Annotated in this window: 14 protein-coding genes and 1 tRNA gene; 12 read left to right on the top strand and 3 right to left on the bottom strand. The window is 60.8% G+C overall.

Going from position 1 to position 13,856, the window contains the following annotated elements:
- Nucleotides 1-53: 53 nt before the first annotated feature.
- Nucleotides 54-140: transfer RNA gene (locus tag Q0J74_RS07330), tRNA-Leu, on the bottom strand.
- Between the two features lie 374 nt (nucleotides 141-514).
- Between Q0J74_RS07330 and prfB the strand changes: the two genes are divergently transcribed.
- Both prfB and Q0J74_RS07320 read left to right on the top strand, forming a co-directional pair.
- Complete coding sequence (gene prfB, locus Q0J74_RS07325; protein WP_297212777.1) at nucleotides 515-1,636, top strand: peptide chain release factor 2; 1,122 nt, start codon at nucleotides 515-517, stop codon at nucleotides 1,634-1,636.
- A 184-nt stretch (nucleotides 1,637-1,820) separates the two neighbouring features.
- Nucleotides 1,821-4,019 (top strand): bifunctional metallophosphatase/5'-nucleotidase, encoded by a 2,199-nt coding sequence (locus tag Q0J74_RS07320; RefSeq protein WP_297212775.1) that lies wholly within the window; start codon nucleotides 1,821-1,823, stop codon nucleotides 4,017-4,019.
- Nucleotides 4,020-4,081: 62 nt separating this feature from the next.
- On the opposite strand, the gene Q0J74_RS07315 is transcribed toward Q0J74_RS07320, so the two are convergent.
- Together Q0J74_RS07315 and serC are read right to left on the bottom strand one after the other, a co-directional pair.
- A complete protein-coding gene (locus Q0J74_RS07315; protein ID WP_297212773.1) occupies nucleotides 4,082-5,251 on the bottom strand; it encodes a phosphoglycerate dehydrogenase in 1,170 nt (389 codons plus the stop codon).
- A 15-nt stretch (nucleotides 5,252-5,266) separates the two neighbouring features.
- On the bottom strand, nucleotides 5,267-6,352 hold the full coding sequence (gene serC, locus Q0J74_RS07310; RefSeq protein WP_297212771.1) for a 3-phosphoserine/phosphohydroxythreonine transaminase: 1,086 nt from the start codon (nucleotides 6,350-6,352) through the stop codon (nucleotides 5,267-5,269).
- A 243-nt stretch (nucleotides 6,353-6,595) separates the two neighbouring features.
- On the opposite strand from serC, the gene Q0J74_RS07305 reads away from it, so the two are divergent.
- The 10 genes from Q0J74_RS07305 to Q0J74_RS07260 all read left to right on the top strand — a co-directional run.
- Complete coding sequence (locus tag Q0J74_RS07305; protein WP_297212769.1) at nucleotides 6,596-6,952, top strand: DRTGG domain-containing protein; 357 nt, start codon at nucleotides 6,596-6,598, stop codon at nucleotides 6,950-6,952.
- Nucleotides 6,939-7,364, top strand: a complete 426-nt coding sequence (locus tag Q0J74_RS07300; RefSeq protein ID WP_297212767.1) for an ATP-binding protein — start codon at nucleotides 6,939-6,941, stop codon at nucleotides 7,362-7,364. The genes Q0J74_RS07305 and Q0J74_RS07300 overlap by 14 nt, the downstream gene beginning before the upstream one ends.
- Before the next feature lie 33 nt (nucleotides 7,365-7,397).
- Complete coding sequence (locus Q0J74_RS07295) at nucleotides 7,398-8,723, top strand: [Fe-Fe] hydrogenase large subunit C-terminal domain-containing protein (RefSeq protein ID WP_297212765.1); 1,326 nt, start codon at nucleotides 7,398-7,400, stop codon at nucleotides 8,721-8,723.
- A 68-nt stretch (nucleotides 8,724-8,791) separates the two neighbouring features.
- A complete protein-coding gene (locus tag Q0J74_RS07290) occupies nucleotides 8,792-9,121 on the top strand; it encodes a DRTGG domain-containing protein (protein WP_297212763.1) in 330 nt (109 codons plus the stop codon).
- A 30-nt stretch (nucleotides 9,122-9,151) separates the two neighbouring features.
- On the top strand, nucleotides 9,152-9,877 hold the full coding sequence (locus Q0J74_RS07285; protein WP_297212762.1) for a PHP domain-containing protein: 726 nt from the start codon (nucleotides 9,152-9,154) through the stop codon (nucleotides 9,875-9,877).
- Between the two features lie 185 nt (nucleotides 9,878-10,062).
- Complete coding sequence (nuoE, locus tag Q0J74_RS07280; RefSeq protein ID WP_297212760.1) at nucleotides 10,063-10,557, top strand: NADH-quinone oxidoreductase subunit NuoE; 495 nt, start codon at nucleotides 10,063-10,065, stop codon at nucleotides 10,555-10,557.
- Nucleotides 10,558-10,709: 152 nt separating this feature from the next.
- Nucleotides 10,710-11,267: an ATP-binding protein gene (locus Q0J74_RS07275; RefSeq protein ID WP_297212758.1), complete on the top strand. Its 558-nt coding sequence runs from the start codon at nucleotides 10,710-10,712 to the stop codon at nucleotides 11,265-11,267.
- Nucleotides 11,264-11,632, top strand: coding sequence for a (2Fe-2S) ferredoxin domain-containing protein (locus tag Q0J74_RS07270; RefSeq protein ID WP_297212756.1), 369 nt, complete (start codon nucleotides 11,264-11,266; stop codon nucleotides 11,630-11,632). Before Q0J74_RS07275 ends, Q0J74_RS07270 begins: the two co-directional genes overlap by 4 nt.
- 15 nt (nucleotides 11,633-11,647) lie before the next feature.
- Nucleotides 11,648-13,450 carry an NADH-quinone oxidoreductase subunit NuoF gene (locus Q0J74_RS07265; RefSeq protein WP_297212754.1) on the top strand — a complete coding sequence of 601 codons (1,803 nt, stop codon included), beginning with the start codon at nucleotides 11,648-11,650 and terminating at the stop codon, nucleotides 13,448-13,450.
- 14 nt (nucleotides 13,451-13,464) lie between these two features.
- A partial coding sequence (locus Q0J74_RS07260; RefSeq protein ID WP_297212752.1) for a 2Fe-2S iron-sulfur cluster-binding protein occupies nucleotides 13,465-13,856 on the top strand: 392 nt, incomplete at its 3' end.

The following is a 13,856-nucleotide window of genomic DNA, read 5'->3' as shown; positions in this document are numbered from 1 at the left end:
CGACCTCCGGGTTATGAGCCCGACGAGCTACCAAACTGCTCTACCCCGCGATATGGTGCCGGAGACCGGGATCGAACCGGCACGGGATCACTCCCACGGGATTTTAAGTCCCGGGCGTCTGCCAATTCCGCCACTCCGGCATGGAGGGCGCCAGTCTCGTCTCGTAATGTGCTCAATTAGAATACCATACCACGGAGTGATTGTCAAGATCAAATTTTGCATTTCTGCAGACGGGAATCGTGCACATTTCACACGGGCGGCGGCATATACTGGTATGTACATCACGCAGGAAGGAGGAGATCCCATGAACGGACTCCATGACAACGAAACCGCCCAGCAGACAGCACCGAAGGGCGACATTGACGAGCTCATCTTTTGTGCCGAATCCGGCTGGCTGGTCAGTCAACGATAAAAACCGCCGCCTGCCGGCGGTTTTTTTATGCCCGGCCTTTACATTGCCGCCGCTGTTGGATATAATAATAGGGCTATTTTATGGAAATGAGTGTGGAAGTACATGTTGCAGTTTGATGAATATAAGGTGAGACTCCACAATCTGAGACCGGAGTTGGACGATCTGGACCAGGCCCTGGGTTTGGATGCCGCCCGGCAGGAGGCTGAGATGCTGGAGTCGGAGAGCGCCTCCGACGGCTTTTGGGACAACCTGGAGAAGGCCCAGAAGGTACAGCAGCGGGTGAAAAATCTGCGGGACAAGATTGAGGGACAGGAAAAGCGGAAGGCCCAGTGGGAGGATTTGATGACTCTGTGCGAACTGGGCAACGAGATGGAGGACGAGAGTCTGATCCCCGAGGTGGAGGAGGGCTTTGCCAAACTGGAGGCCGCTGTGGAAGAGGCCAAGCTGTCCACCCTGTTTACCGGGGAGTACGATAACTCCAACGCCATCCTCACCTTCCACGCCGGCGCCGGCGGCACCGAGGCCCAGGACTGGGCGCAGATGCTGTTTCGTATGTATACCCGCTGGGCGGAGCGCCACGGCTTTGCCTGCAAGACTCTGGACTATCTGGACGGGGACGAGGCGGGGCTGAAGAGCGCCACCATCCTCATTGAGGGGGAGAACGCCTACGGCCACCTGCGCAGTGAGCACGGGGTACACCGCCTGGTGCGGGTATCCCCGTTTGACGCCAACGCCCGTCGGCAGACCTCCTTTGCCGCTCTGGAGGTTATGCCCGACCTGCCCGAGGATGCCGATGTGGAGATCCGGCCCGAAGACTATGAGATGCAGGTCTTCCGTTCCTCCGGCGCCGGCGGCCAGCACATCAACAAGACCTCCTCCGCCGTGCGCCTGATCCACCACGCCACCGGGATTGTAGTCTCCTGCCAGACTGAGCGCAGCCAGTTTCAAAACAAGGACACCTGCCTGCGGATGCTGCGGGCCAAGCTGGTGGAGCTGAAAATGCAGCAGCATGCCGAGAAGATCTCCGACATCAAGGGCGTCCAGCTCAAGATTGAGTGGGGCAGCCAGATCCGCTCCTACGTGTTCATGCCCTACCAGCTGGTAAAAGACAACCGCACCGGATATGAGACCAGCAACGTCAACGGCGTCATGGACGGGGACCTGGATGGTTTCATCAACGCCTACCTGAAGGCGGAGGCTACCGGAAATTGGGCGGAAAAATAAAATATGGAAGTCAGAGGGAGCCGGAGCAGAGACGACCGGCTCCCTCTGTGCTTTTTTGACAAAGAGCATACAAATTTACGCCATCTTTTCAGAGGAAGCGCTTGTAATTTTGGTTACAATTTGTTACCATTAGCTTGAGTCAATCAGACCCCAAAAAAGATGAAAGGAAAGGCGGTACAAATTTATGAAAAAAACGGCAGGCAAACTTCTGTCTCTGCTTCTGTCCGCGGCGATGCTGTGCGCACTGATGCTTCCGGCGTCTGCGGCGGAGTCCGGGAGCGAGGACGGCGTCGTGGTGCTTTACACCAACGATGTACACACGTACATTACCCAGGAGCTGACCTATGCCACGGTGGCTGCCCTGAAAGACAGCTATGACAATGCTCTGCTGGTGGATGCGGGCGACCATGTTCAGGGTACGGCTTACGGCTCCCTGGATAAGGGCGAGAGCATTCTGAAGCTGATGAACGCCGCGGGATATGATGCGGCCACGCTGGGCAACCATGAGTTTGACTACGGCATGGCGGGCTGCATGCAGGCTGTGGAGTGGGCCGATTTTCCCTATCTGTCCTGCAACTTCTATCATGAGAAGGACGGCGTAGTTGGCGATCCGGTGCTGGACAGCTACAAGGTGTTTGATGTGGACGGTGTGAAGGTGGCCTTTGTGGGCGTCACCACCCCTGAGTCCTTTACCAAGTCCACCCCTGCCTATTTCCAGGATGAGAACGGCGCGTATATCTACGGCATTGCCGGCGGTGCGGACGGCTCCGACCTGTATGCCGCGGTACAGAAGGCTGTGGATGCCGCCTCCAAGGAGGCCGACTATGTCATCGGTCTGGGCCACCTGGGTGTGGACCCCTCCTCCAAGCCCTGGACCTCTGAGGAAGTAATCGCCAACACCACCGGCCTGGACGCTTTCATTGACGGCCACTCCCATTCCACTGTGGCCAGCAAGGAAGTGACCGACAAGGCGGGCAACACCGTAGTGCTCACCCAGACCGGTTCCTACCTGAATGCGGTGGGTCAGATGACCATCGCCGCCGACGGCACCATCACCACCAAGCTGCTCACCGCGGAGGATTTGGCGGACGTTACCCCTGATGCCGATGTGAAGGCCATCGAGGATGCCTGGGCGGCCCAGGTTGATACCCAGCTGGGCGAGGTGATCGGCCATATCTCCGACACCCTGGACAACTACACGGCCGACGGTACCCGTCTGGTGCGCAATCAGGAGACCAACACCGGCGACTTTGCTGCCGACGCGCTGTACTACCTCTTTGACAATATGGATCTGGACGTGGATGTGGCCATCATGAACGGTGGCGGCGTCCGCAACGAGGCGATTACCGGCGACATTTCCTACCTGACCTGCAAGGCCATTCATACCTTCGGCAACGTGGCCTGCCTCCAGACTGTCACCGGTCAGCAGCTGCTGGATGCTCTGGAGTGGGGCGCCAAGGATGCGCCCGCTGAGAATGGCGGATTCCTCCAGGTCTCCGGCCTGAAGTACACCATCGACACCTCCATCCCCTCCACCGTTCAGCAGGACGACAAGGGCGTATGGACCGGCGGTCCCACCGGCGCGTACCGGGTGAAAGACGTGCAGGTACTCAACAATGAGACCGGCGCTTACGAGGCGCTGGACCTGACTGCCTCCTACAACCTGGCGGGCTACAACTATACCCTGCGGGATCTGGGCGACGGCTTTGCCATGTTTGATGGCGCCGTAAACGTGCTGGACTATGTGATGGAGGACTATATGGTTCTGGCCAACTATGTCCAGTCCTTCGAGGGCGGCGAGGTCACCGGCTATGCCGCGCCCGCCGGCCGCATCACGGTCCTGTATGCCGACACCGACTTTACCGCCTGGTATGCCGAGGCCGTCCGCTACGTCACCGGCGAGGGCCTGATGAGCACCACCAACGGCAGCAGCTTTAGCCCCACCGCTGATGTCACTGTAGCCAGCGTGTATCAGATGCTCTACAATATGGAGGGCAACCCCGCCGTGGAGGAGATTACCGTTTCCGGCAGCGAGGGCGGCTGGTACACCAACTGCATCAACTGGGCCGCTTCCGAGGGCCTGTACCTGGGCGGCGACAGCTTTACCGGCGACAGCGCGATTACCCGTTCCGCCATTGCCAGCATCTTTGCCGCCTACTCCCAGTGGAAGGGCGTGACGGAGCCTGCGGACGACGGTTCTATGGACGACAAGGTACCTGACTACGCCTCTATCCCCGCGGAGGATCTGGAGGGTATGAGCTTCTGCTACTATGCCGGACTGATGACCGGCAACCAGAATGGGGAACTGATGCCCACCAACCAGCTCAGCCGGGTTGAGTTTGCCCAGCTGCTGATGAATTTCGACAAGTTCCTGGCTGCGTAATCTGACAAAAGGGAAGGGGCGCCGCGAAAGCGGCGCCCCTTTTGTACTCTTCTGAGCTTATATTAGTGGTTGAGCAGACGGACCCGAAGCACCTCGTCCAGGGCGCGGATCTCGCTCACCACCGCCTCACTCACCCGGCTGCCCACATCCACCACGGTGTAGGCGTAGTCCTTCTTGGATTTGTTGGTCATGTTTTCCACGTTGACCCCATCCTGGGACAAAATGCCGGTGATGCTGGCGATGGCGCCGGGGATATTGCGGTGAATGATGCACAGCCGGGACACTCCGCTCCACTCCTGCACCAGGGTGGGCAGGTTGACGGAGTTTTTGATGTTGCCGTTCTCCAGGTAGTCCTTCAGCTGCTGGGCGGCCATGACGGCGCAGTTCTCCTCGCTCTCCGGGGTGGAGGCACCCAGATGGGGGATGGCGATGACGTTCTTGCCCTGTAGAATCTTGTTGTTGGGGAAGTCGGTGACGTAGGCGGCCACCTTGCCGGACTCCAGGGCCACCAGCATGTCGTCGTCATTCACCAGGCCGCCCCGGGCCAGGTTCAGAATACGCACGCCGCCCTTCATCATGTGGATGGCGCCCTCATCAATCATGCCCTTGGTTTCAGGGGTCTGGGGGACGTGGATGGTGATGTAGTCGCAGTTTTTATAAATAGTATCCAGATCCATGGCCCGATGTACCAGCCGGGACAGGGACAGAGCGGCATCCACGCTGAGGAAGGGGTCATAGCCAAACACGGTCATGCCCAGCTTGGTGGCAATGTTGGCCACCTGCACGCCGATGGCACCCAGGCCGATGACGCCCAGCATCTTGCCGGACAGCTCAGGACCCACGAACTGGCTCTTGCCCTTCTCCACCACTTTCTCCACATCGGCGCCTGCGCCGGCCTGCTCCTTCACCCAGGCGGCGCCCTGGGTGATCTTCCGGGAGGCCAGCAGCATGCCGCACACCGCCAGCTCCTTCACCGCGTTGGCGTTGGCGCCGGGGGTGTTGAACACCACAATGCCCGCCTGGGAGCAGCGGTCAATGGGGATGTTGTTGGTGCCGGCCCCTGCCCGGGCGATGGCCCGCAGGGCGTCGGGGAATTCGTAGTCGTGCATGTCGGCGGAGCGGACCAGGATGCCGTCCTCATTCTCCACATCGCCGCTGATGGAATAGCGGGTCTGATCCAGCACGGACAGCCCGGCGGGAGAGATCTTATTCAACGTCTTGATGCGAAACATAGCGGTGTCCTCCTGTTAATTGTTCTGGTCAAACGCCTTGATGAAGTCACACAGCTTCTCCACACCTTCGGTGGGCATGGCATTGTAGATGGACGCCCGCATGCCGCCCACGGAGCGGTGGCCCTTCAGATTGGTAAAGCCGGCCTCCACGCTCTCCTTGACAAACTTGGCGTCCAGCTCCTCGCTGGCGGTGCGGAACACCACGTTCATATCGGACCGGGAACCGGGTTCCACCGCGCAGGTGAACAGCCGGGAGGAGTCGATCACATCATACAGCATCTGGGCCTTGCCGTGCTTGATGGCCTCCATGCCGGGAATGCCGCCCTGCTCTTCCAGCCAGTCCAAGACCAGACCCAGCATATAGATGCACCAGCAGGGAGGCGTGTTGTACATGGAGTCCTTGTCAATCATGGTCTTGTAGGTCATCATCAGCGGAGTGTAGGGCAGCTCATGGCCGGCCAGCTCCTCCTTGATGATGACCACAGTGAGGCCGGCAGGGGCCATGTTCTTCTGGGCGCCGGCAAAAATGATGCCGTACTTGCTCACATCCACCGGCCGGGACAGGATGTCGGAGGACATATCGCACACAATGGGTACGCCGTTGGTCTCCGGTACATACTGCCACTCGGTGCCGTAAATGGTGTTGTTGGCGCAGTAGTAGAAATAGCTGGCCTCGGGGTCCAGCTGGATCTGATCCTGGGTGGGGATGTAGGTGTGATTCCGGTCGGCGGAGGAGACGGCCAAGTTGATCTGGCCGAACTTCTTGGCCTCCTTATAGGCGATGTTGGAGAAGTTGCCGGTGACGGCGTAATCCGCCTTGCCGGTCTTCCCGATCAGGTTCAGGGGCGCCATGGAGAACTGGGTGGAGGCGCCGCCCTGGAGGAAGAGAATCTTATAGCTGTCCGGCACCTTCAGCAGCTTGCGGAACTTGGCCTGGGTGTCGTCAAAAATCTTCTGGAAGACTTTAGATCGATGGCTCATCTCCATAACGGACATGCCGGAGCCCTGATAGTTGGTGATTTCGGCGCCGGCGCGCTCCAGCACCTCCAGGGGCAGCATAGACGGACCTGCGGAAAAATTGTAGACTCGCTGGGTTCCCATGATGATGGCCTCCTCTTTCTTGGTTTGCTGATTCCACGTGGTACGGACACACTTTACTTTAATAAAGTCTATTATAGCCAACAAGGCATACCCCTGTCAATAGCGTGGAATGACCAAAAGCGGGGGCTCCGGGGGAAAAACTTTGTGAATGTTTCAACGAACCCTTTGCACTGAACGGGCATTTATGGTACAATGCCTTTGAATTGAGAGTTTAGTTTCCCCATGGGGAGAGGAGAGAGGCCAATGCGGCTGTCCGACATCAAACGAATTCTAAACGCCCAGGTGTTATGGGGTGAGGAGCACCTGGACCGGGAGGTTATGTCCGCCTGCGGCAGCGATTTTATGAGCGACGTGCTGGCCTTTGTGAAGAACCAGGCTCTGCTGCTCACCGGTCTGGTAAATCCCCAGGTGGTCCGCACGGCGGACATGCTGGAGATGACGTGCATCATCTTCGTGCGGGGAAAGGTGCCGGGGCAGAACATTGTGGAGCTGGCCAGGGAGCGGGATATTGTGGTGATGACCTGCCCCAAGCGGATGTACGAGGCATGCGGACTGCTATATTCCAATGGATTGCGAGGGAACTGCGATGGAGACGATTAAATTGGTATACCCTGTGGAGGGGGGCGACCTCATCGAAGCCGGTGAGGCCTCCAGCAAGATGAAGCTGACCCTGAAGAAGCTGGGGCTTCCTCAGGATGTCATCCGGCGGGCGTCCATCTGCATGTACGAGGGGGAGATCAATATGGTGATCCACGCCGACGGCGGGCAGGCCGAGGTGGAGGTGGATGCCGATCAGATCATCATCCGCATGCAGGATACGGGGCCAGGCATTCCGGACGTGACCCAGGCCATGCAGGAGGGGTTTTCCACCGCCGGGCAGACCGCCCGGGAGCTGGGCTTTGGGGCGGGCATGGGCCTGCCCAACATCAAGCGCTATTCCGACGAGATGAAGATTGAGACTGAGCTGGGGAAGGGAACCACCGTAACCGTGCGCATCAAGATCCCCCAGTGAGCATAGGACGGACCGGGAAGGGAGGTGTGGCACATGGCAATGAGACATTCGGTGGTAATGGATCATAAGCGGTGCCGGGGCTGCACCTCCTGCATCAAGTGCTGCCCCACCGAGGCCATCCGGGTGCGGGGGCGGAAGGCCACCATTTTGCCGGACCGCTGCATTGACTGCGGCAACTGCATCCGGGTGTGTCCCCACAAGGCCATTAAATCGGTGGGAGACAGCATGGGTATTCTGAAGGAGTATGCCTACTGCGTGGCCCTGCCGGAGCCGGCGCTGTACGGCCAGTTCCACCACCTGGACAACGTGGACGTGGTACTCAACGCCCTGCTGAAAATCGGCTTTCATAAAGTGTATGAGGTGGCAAAGGCAGCAGAGATGCTCTCCGACTACGAGCGGCAGAGCATCAAGCAGGGGCCGGCGGCGGTAACGCCCCAGATCTCCTCCTCCTGCCCCACGGTGCTGCGGCTGATCCGCATGCGCTTTCCCAAGCTGATGGATCACGTAGCCTCCACCATCCTGCCCATGGAGCTGGCGGCTATTCTGGCCCGGCGGGAGGCGATGGAGGAGACTGGCCTGCCGCCGGAGCGGATTGGGGTGTTTGCCATCGTCCCCTGTTCCTCCAAGGTGACTGCCGCCCGGGTGTCCGAGGGGCTGAGCCGCCCGGTGCTGGACGGGGCCTTTGCCATCCGGGACATCTATCTGCGGTTGCTGAATCCCATGCGGGCGCTGGAGGAGGCGGAGCCCATGTCCTCCGCGGGGATCATGGGCCTGGGCTGGGCCTCCTGCGGCGGAGAGAGCACCGCCCGCCTGGGGGAGCGGTGTGTGGCAGTGGACGGCATTGAAAACGTGATTGAGATGCTGGAGGAAATTGAGGACGGCCGCCTGCCCGAGGCGGATTTTCTGGAGCTGTCCGCCTGTACCCAGGGGTGTGTGGGCGGCTGCTTTACGGTAGAGAATCCCTACGGGGCTAAAATGCGCATCAAGGGTCTGATGAAGGGCCAGCCGGTATCCCGCAACCGCTTCACTCTGGAGGGGGCGGACCGGGATCTGGTGCGGCGGGACAAGCAGCTGCAATACCTGCCTACCTTTGTGCTGGACCATGACCGGGAGATGGCTATCAGCAAGCAACTGCGCATTCAGGAACTGGAATCCCATCTGCCCGGACTCCACTGCGGTTCCTGCGGCGCCCCCTCCTGCCATGCCTTTGCGGAGGATGTGGTGCTGGGGCGGGCCTCGGTGGATGACTGCATTTTCAAGGTGCGGGAGCGGATGCGTACCATGGCGGGCAAGGAGGAGGCGGACGACTATCTGCCGCCCCCCTTCCGGCGCTGCCAAACAGATACGTCCAGAAGATAACAGCAAGCCGCCGGAGCGGGAACCCGTCCCGGCGGCTTGCGCTATTCTACAGACAGGGGGATAGGAGCATGACAGTACAGCAGCTTCAGCAGACTTTGGGCTGGACGGCCTTTCATATGGCGGACCCGGGCCGGCAGGTGACGGGAGGCTACGCCGGGGACCTGCTCAGCTGGGTGATGGGCCGGGCGGAGCGGGACTGCGCCTGGTTCACCATCATGTCCAACCAGAATGTGGCGGCGGTGGCCCTGATGGCGGATGTGGCCTGCGTGGTGCTCACCGAGGGTGTGGTACCCGACGCCGATCTGCTCCGCCGGGCGGAAGAGAAGGAAGTGAATCTGCTGGGAACCGGGGAGGATACCTATACCGCGGCCTGCCGGTTTCGCGGCTGTCTGGAATGAGCACACGGCACGGAGAGAGGGGCGGAACCGTTGAAACTTTATTATGACCTCCACCTCCACTCTTGCCTGTCGCCCTGCGGCAGCGACGAGATGACCCCCGCCGACCTGGCCGCCATGTGCGCTCTGGCGGGGCTGGATGTGGTGGCCCTCACCGATCACAACACCTGCGGCAACTGCGCCGCCTTCTGTCAGGCGGCCCGGGAGCGGGGGGTGCTGGCCCTGGCGGGGATGGAATTGTGTACGCAGGAGGACATCCATGTGGTCTGCCTGTTTTCCGATCCGGAGCAGGCCGCCCCCTTTGCGGCATACGTGGCGGAGTGCCTGCCGCCCATTCCCAACGACCCCGCCGTATTCGGACGGCAGCTGTACATGGACGGAGGGGACAATATTTTGGGAGAAGAGGAGCGGCTGCTGGCGGGCAGCACCTCCATTCCTCTGGAAGAGGTACCCGCCCTGGTGTCCTCCTTCGGCGGCTTCGCCTTTCCCGCCCATATTGATAGGCCCTCCTTCTCCCTGCTGGGGGTACTGGGCCTGTGGGACCCCACCCTGGGCTTCCAGTTGGCGGAGCTGTCTCACAACTGCCCGCCGGAGTTTGTCAGGCGGCCGGACCTGGCAGGTTTGCGGTTTGTCACCGACTCCGACGCCCACTACCTGGACCAGGTGTGGGGGGCGGAGCACAGTATGGATCTGCCTGAGCGCAGTCCGCAGGCCGTCCTGAACTGGCTGTCCGGCGCCGGACCAGTCAGGTTTACCTAATTTTTTCTTTACAAGACCGGGCGGACATGTTATACTTTACCTTGAAGATTGACAAAAACTTAACAAGGTTTAACCTGTCTTAAGACAACTTCTGCTGCATCGGCCCTATGGCTGATGCAGCAGAACTTGTAAGAAAGGAAAACAAGAAAAGTAAACGAAATGGTTTAGAAAGGAAGGACGCATCCATGCCGAACTGCAAGACCGTCGTTCCCTACCGGGGGACCCCTGAGCAGGAGGAGCGCCTGCGGCAGGTGATTGCCCAGCACAAGGGACAGCCCGGCGCCACCATGCCGGTGCTCCAGGCCGCCCAGGAGATTTTCGGGTATCTGCCGGAAGAAGTACAGATTATGGTGGCCCAGGGGCTGGACATCCCCCTGTCGGAGGTATATGGGGTGGCGTCGTTCTACGCCCAGTTTACCCTCAACCCCAAGGGGCGGTATCAGATCTCTATCTGCCTGGGGACCGCCTGCTATGTCAAGGGGGCGGCGGCCATTCTCACCGCTGTGGAACAGAAGCTGGGCATCGCCCCCGGCTCCATCACCCCGGACGGTAAGTTCTCCCTGGACTCCTGCCGGTGTGTGGGCGCCTGCGGCCTGGCGCCGGTGATGATGGTGAACAACGACGTATATGGAAGGCTCACTCCCGACCAGGTGGGACCGATCCTGGATATGTATAAGTGAGAAGCGCGGAGCGCCCGGGAGCAGGCGGGTAAGACCCGAAGCGGAGCGAACGGCCCGGAGGCCCCGAAGGGGGCGGAGGCCGGCTTGCGCAGTCGGAGGGGCTTAGACGCCGTCGCGGAGGGTGCGCAGCGTGACACCGGGAGGTGCCTCATTTGAAAGAAATCGCCCTCTATACTCTGGATATCGCCCAAAACTCCATTACCGCCCAGGCAAAGCACCTGGAGATTACTCTGGCGGAGGAGGAAGGCCGCATCACCCTCACCATTGCCGACGATGGGAAGGGAATGGAGCCGGAGCTGCTGGCCCGGGTGAGCGATCCCTTTACCACCACCCGCACCACCCGGAGCATGGGCCTGGGCCTGCCGCTGCTGCGGCTGGCAGCGGAACAGGCCGGCGGATGCTTTGCCATCCAGAGCACGGCTGGTGTGGGTACCACGGTGGAGGCCAGCTTCCAGGCGGACCACATTGACTGCCCGCCGGTGGGGGATATGGCCGGAAGTATCACATTGCTGCTTCAAGGTGCGCCGGAGCTGGAGCTGACCTACGTCCACCGGGCGGGGGAAGCTGAGATCGGGCTGGACACCAGGCAGCTGAGGGAGGAGCTGGGGGACGGCATCTCCCTGGCGGAGCCGGAGGTAATCCTCTGGGTCCGGGACTATTTGCAGGAACAGGAAGCGCTGTTACGAGAAAATAAGGGGATGAAAGCATGAAAAGTCTGGCGGAGCTGCGTGCCATCCGGGAGCGGATGGAAAAGCAGATTGATTTGCGGGAAGCCGGGGAGGACCGGATTCGCGTGGTGGTGGGCATGGCCACCTGCGGCATTGCGGCGGGCGCCCGCCCGGTGCTCAACGCCTTCCTGGAGGAAGTGAACAAGCGGGATCTGAAGAATGTGACGGTGTCCCAGACCGGGTGCATCGGAGTGTGCCGGCTGGAACCCATTGTGGAGGTCTACGTACCCGGCCAGGAGAAGGTTACCTATGTGAAGATGACCCCGGACAAGGTGGCCTCCATTGTCAGTGAGCATCTGGTAAACGGCCGGGTGGTGGAAGAGTACACCATCGGCGCGGCGGAATAAGGGGAGGGCAGAGAGATGAGCTTGGTTCGTTCCCATATTCTGGTATGCACCGGTACCGGCTGCTCCTCCTCCAACAGCCCCAAGATCATCGCGGAGTTTGAAAAGCAGCTGGCGGCCCAGGGCATGGACAAGGAGGCCAAGGTGGTACGCACCGGGTGCTTCGGCCTGTGCGCCCTGGGACCCATCGTCACCATCTATCCCGAGGGGGCCTGCTACACCCACGTCACCGTGGAGGATGTGGAGGAGATTGTCTCCGAGCACATTGTGAAGGGCCGCATTGTCCAGCGGCTGCTCAACAAAAACGCCGACGGCGAGGGTCCCGCCACCTCCCTGGCGGAGACCAGCTTCTACAAGCATCAATTCCGCATCGCCCTGCGCAACTGCGGCGTCATCAACCCTGAGAGCATTGATGAGTACATCGGTGTGGGGGGCTATGAGGCCCTGGGCAAAATTCTCACCGAGCGGATCCCGCCCCAGCAGGTCATTGATACCGTAAAGGCCTCCGGCCTCCGGGGCCGGGGCGGTGCCGGTTTCTCCACCGGCCTGAAGTGGCAGTTCACCGCCGACGCGGAGAGTCCCGACGGAGTGAAATATGTCTGCTGCAACGCCGACGAGGGCGACCCCGGCGCCTTTATGGACCGCTCCGTGCTGGAGGGCGATCCCCTCAGCGTCATCGAGGCCATGACCATTGCCGGCTACGCCGTGGGCGCACACCAGGGTTATATCTATGTTCGGGCGGAGTATCCCATCGCCGTCAAGCGGCTGGAGACCGCCATTGCCCAGGCCAAGGGCTACGGCCTGCTGGGCAAGAACATCTTCGAATCCGGTTTTGACTTTGACCTGGAGCTGCGGCTGGGCGCCGGCGCCTTCGTCTGCGGCGAGGAGACCGCCCTCATGCGCTCCATCGAGGGCCATCGGGGCGAACCCAAGACCCGGCCCCCCTTCCCGGCGGTGAAGGGCCTGTTTGACCGGCCCACCCTGCTCAACAACGTGGAGACCTACGCCAACATCACCTGGATCTTCAACAACGGCCCAGAGAAGTTTGCCGCCATCGGCACCGAACAGAGCAAGGGTACCAAAGTGTTTGCCCTGGGCGGCAAGATCACCAACACGGGCCTGGTGGAGATCCCCATGGGTACCACTCTGCGCACCGTGGTGGAGGAGATCGGCGGCGGCGTCCCCGGCGGCAAGAAGTTTAAGGCCGCCCAGACCGGCGGCCCCTCCGGCGGCTGTATTCCCGCCAGCCTCATTGACACCCCCATTGATTATGAGTCTCTGAGCGCCATCGGCTCCATGATGGGTTCCGGCGGCCTCATCGTCATGGACCAGGACAACTGCATGGTGGATATTGCCAAGTTCTTCCTGGAGTTCATTGTGGACGAGTCCTGCGGCAAGTGTTCCCCCTGCCGCATCGGTACCAAGCGGCTGCTGGGCCTGCTCACCAAGATCACCGAGGGCGACGGGGAACCGGAGGATCTGGACACCATTGAGGAGCTGTGCAACCATATCAAGCAGTCCGCCCTGTGCGGCCTGGGCCAGACCGCACCCAACCCGGTGCTCTCCACTCTGAAGCATTTCCGGGCGGAGTATGAGGCCCACGTATATGAGAAGCGCTGCCCCGCCGGGGTGTGCAAGGCCCTCATCCAGTACGTGGTGGACCCCACCAAGTGCAAGGGCTGTACCCGCTGCGCCCAGGGTTGTCCCACCGGCGCCATCTCCGGCGCGGTACGGGCGCCCCATATTATCAACCAGTCCAAGTGCATCAAGTGCGGCGCCTGTATGGATCACTGCCGCTTTGACGCCATCAGCAAACAGTAAGGGAGGGAACGGACATGGAGGAAAAGATGGTATCTCTGCGCATCAACGATATCCCCGTTACCGTTCCCCTGGGAACCACGGTGTTGGAGGCGGCCCGGTCCGCGGGCTTCAATATCCCGTCTCTGTGCTTCCTTAAAGGCATCAACGAAATCGGCGCCTGCCGCATCTGTGTGGTGGAGGTGAAGGGGGCCAAGAGCCTAGTGGCCTCCTGCGTCTACCCGGTGGCCGAGGGTATGGAGGTATATACCAACACCGAGCGGGTGCGCAAGTCCCGCCAGCTTACCCTGGAGCTGATTTTGTCCAACCATCGGATGGACTGCCTCACCTGTTCCCGGAGCAGCCACTGTGAGCTGCTGCAGCTGGCCGCCGATCTGGGCATTGACGCGGTACGTTACGCCAGCGACAA

The organism is uncultured Flavonifractor sp. (genome assembly GCF_944387675.1).
In the GTDB taxonomy this organism is placed as follows: Bacteria; Bacillota; Clostridia; order Oscillospirales; family Oscillospiraceae; genus Flavonifractor.
This window is presented reverse-complemented; position numbering and strand designations above follow the sequence as displayed.

Coding starts and splice junctions, on each gene's coding strand:
- Q0J74_RS07305 (WP_297212769.1), top strand. CDS start 6,596: ATGCGGCTGTCCGACATCAAACGAATTCTAAACGCCCAGGTGTTATGG.
- nuoE (WP_297212760.1), top strand. CDS start 10,063: ATGCCGAACTGCAAGACCGTCGTTCCCTACCGGGGGACCCCTGAGCAG.
- Q0J74_RS07265 (WP_297212754.1), top strand. CDS start 11,648: ATGAGCTTGGTTCGTTCCCATATTCTGGTATGCACCGGTACCGGCTGC.
- Q0J74_RS07295 (WP_297212765.1), top strand. CDS start 7,398: ATGGCAATGAGACATTCGGTGGTAATGGATCATAAGCGGTGCCGGGGC.
- Q0J74_RS07315 (WP_297212773.1), bottom strand. CDS start 5,251: ATGTTTCGCATCAAGACGTTGAATAAGATCTCTCCCGCCGGGCTGTCC.
- Q0J74_RS07300 (WP_297212767.1), top strand. CDS start 6,939: ATGGAGACGATTAAATTGGTATACCCTGTGGAGGGGGGCGACCTCATC.
- serC (WP_297212771.1), bottom strand. CDS start 6,352: ATGGGAACCCAGCGAGTCTACAATTTTTCCGCAGGTCCGTCTATGCTG.
- prfB (WP_297212777.1), top strand. CDS start 515: ATGTTGCAGTTTGATGAATATAAGGTGAGACTCCACAATCTGAGACCG.
- Q0J74_RS07320 (WP_297212775.1), top strand. CDS start 1,821: ATGAAAAAAACGGCAGGCAAACTTCTGTCTCTGCTTCTGTCCGCGGCG.
- Q0J74_RS07270 (WP_297212756.1), top strand. CDS start 11,264: ATGAAAAGTCTGGCGGAGCTGCGTGCCATCCGGGAGCGGATGGAAAAG.
- Q0J74_RS07290 (WP_297212763.1), top strand. CDS start 8,792: ATGACAGTACAGCAGCTTCAGCAGACTTTGGGCTGGACGGCCTTTCAT.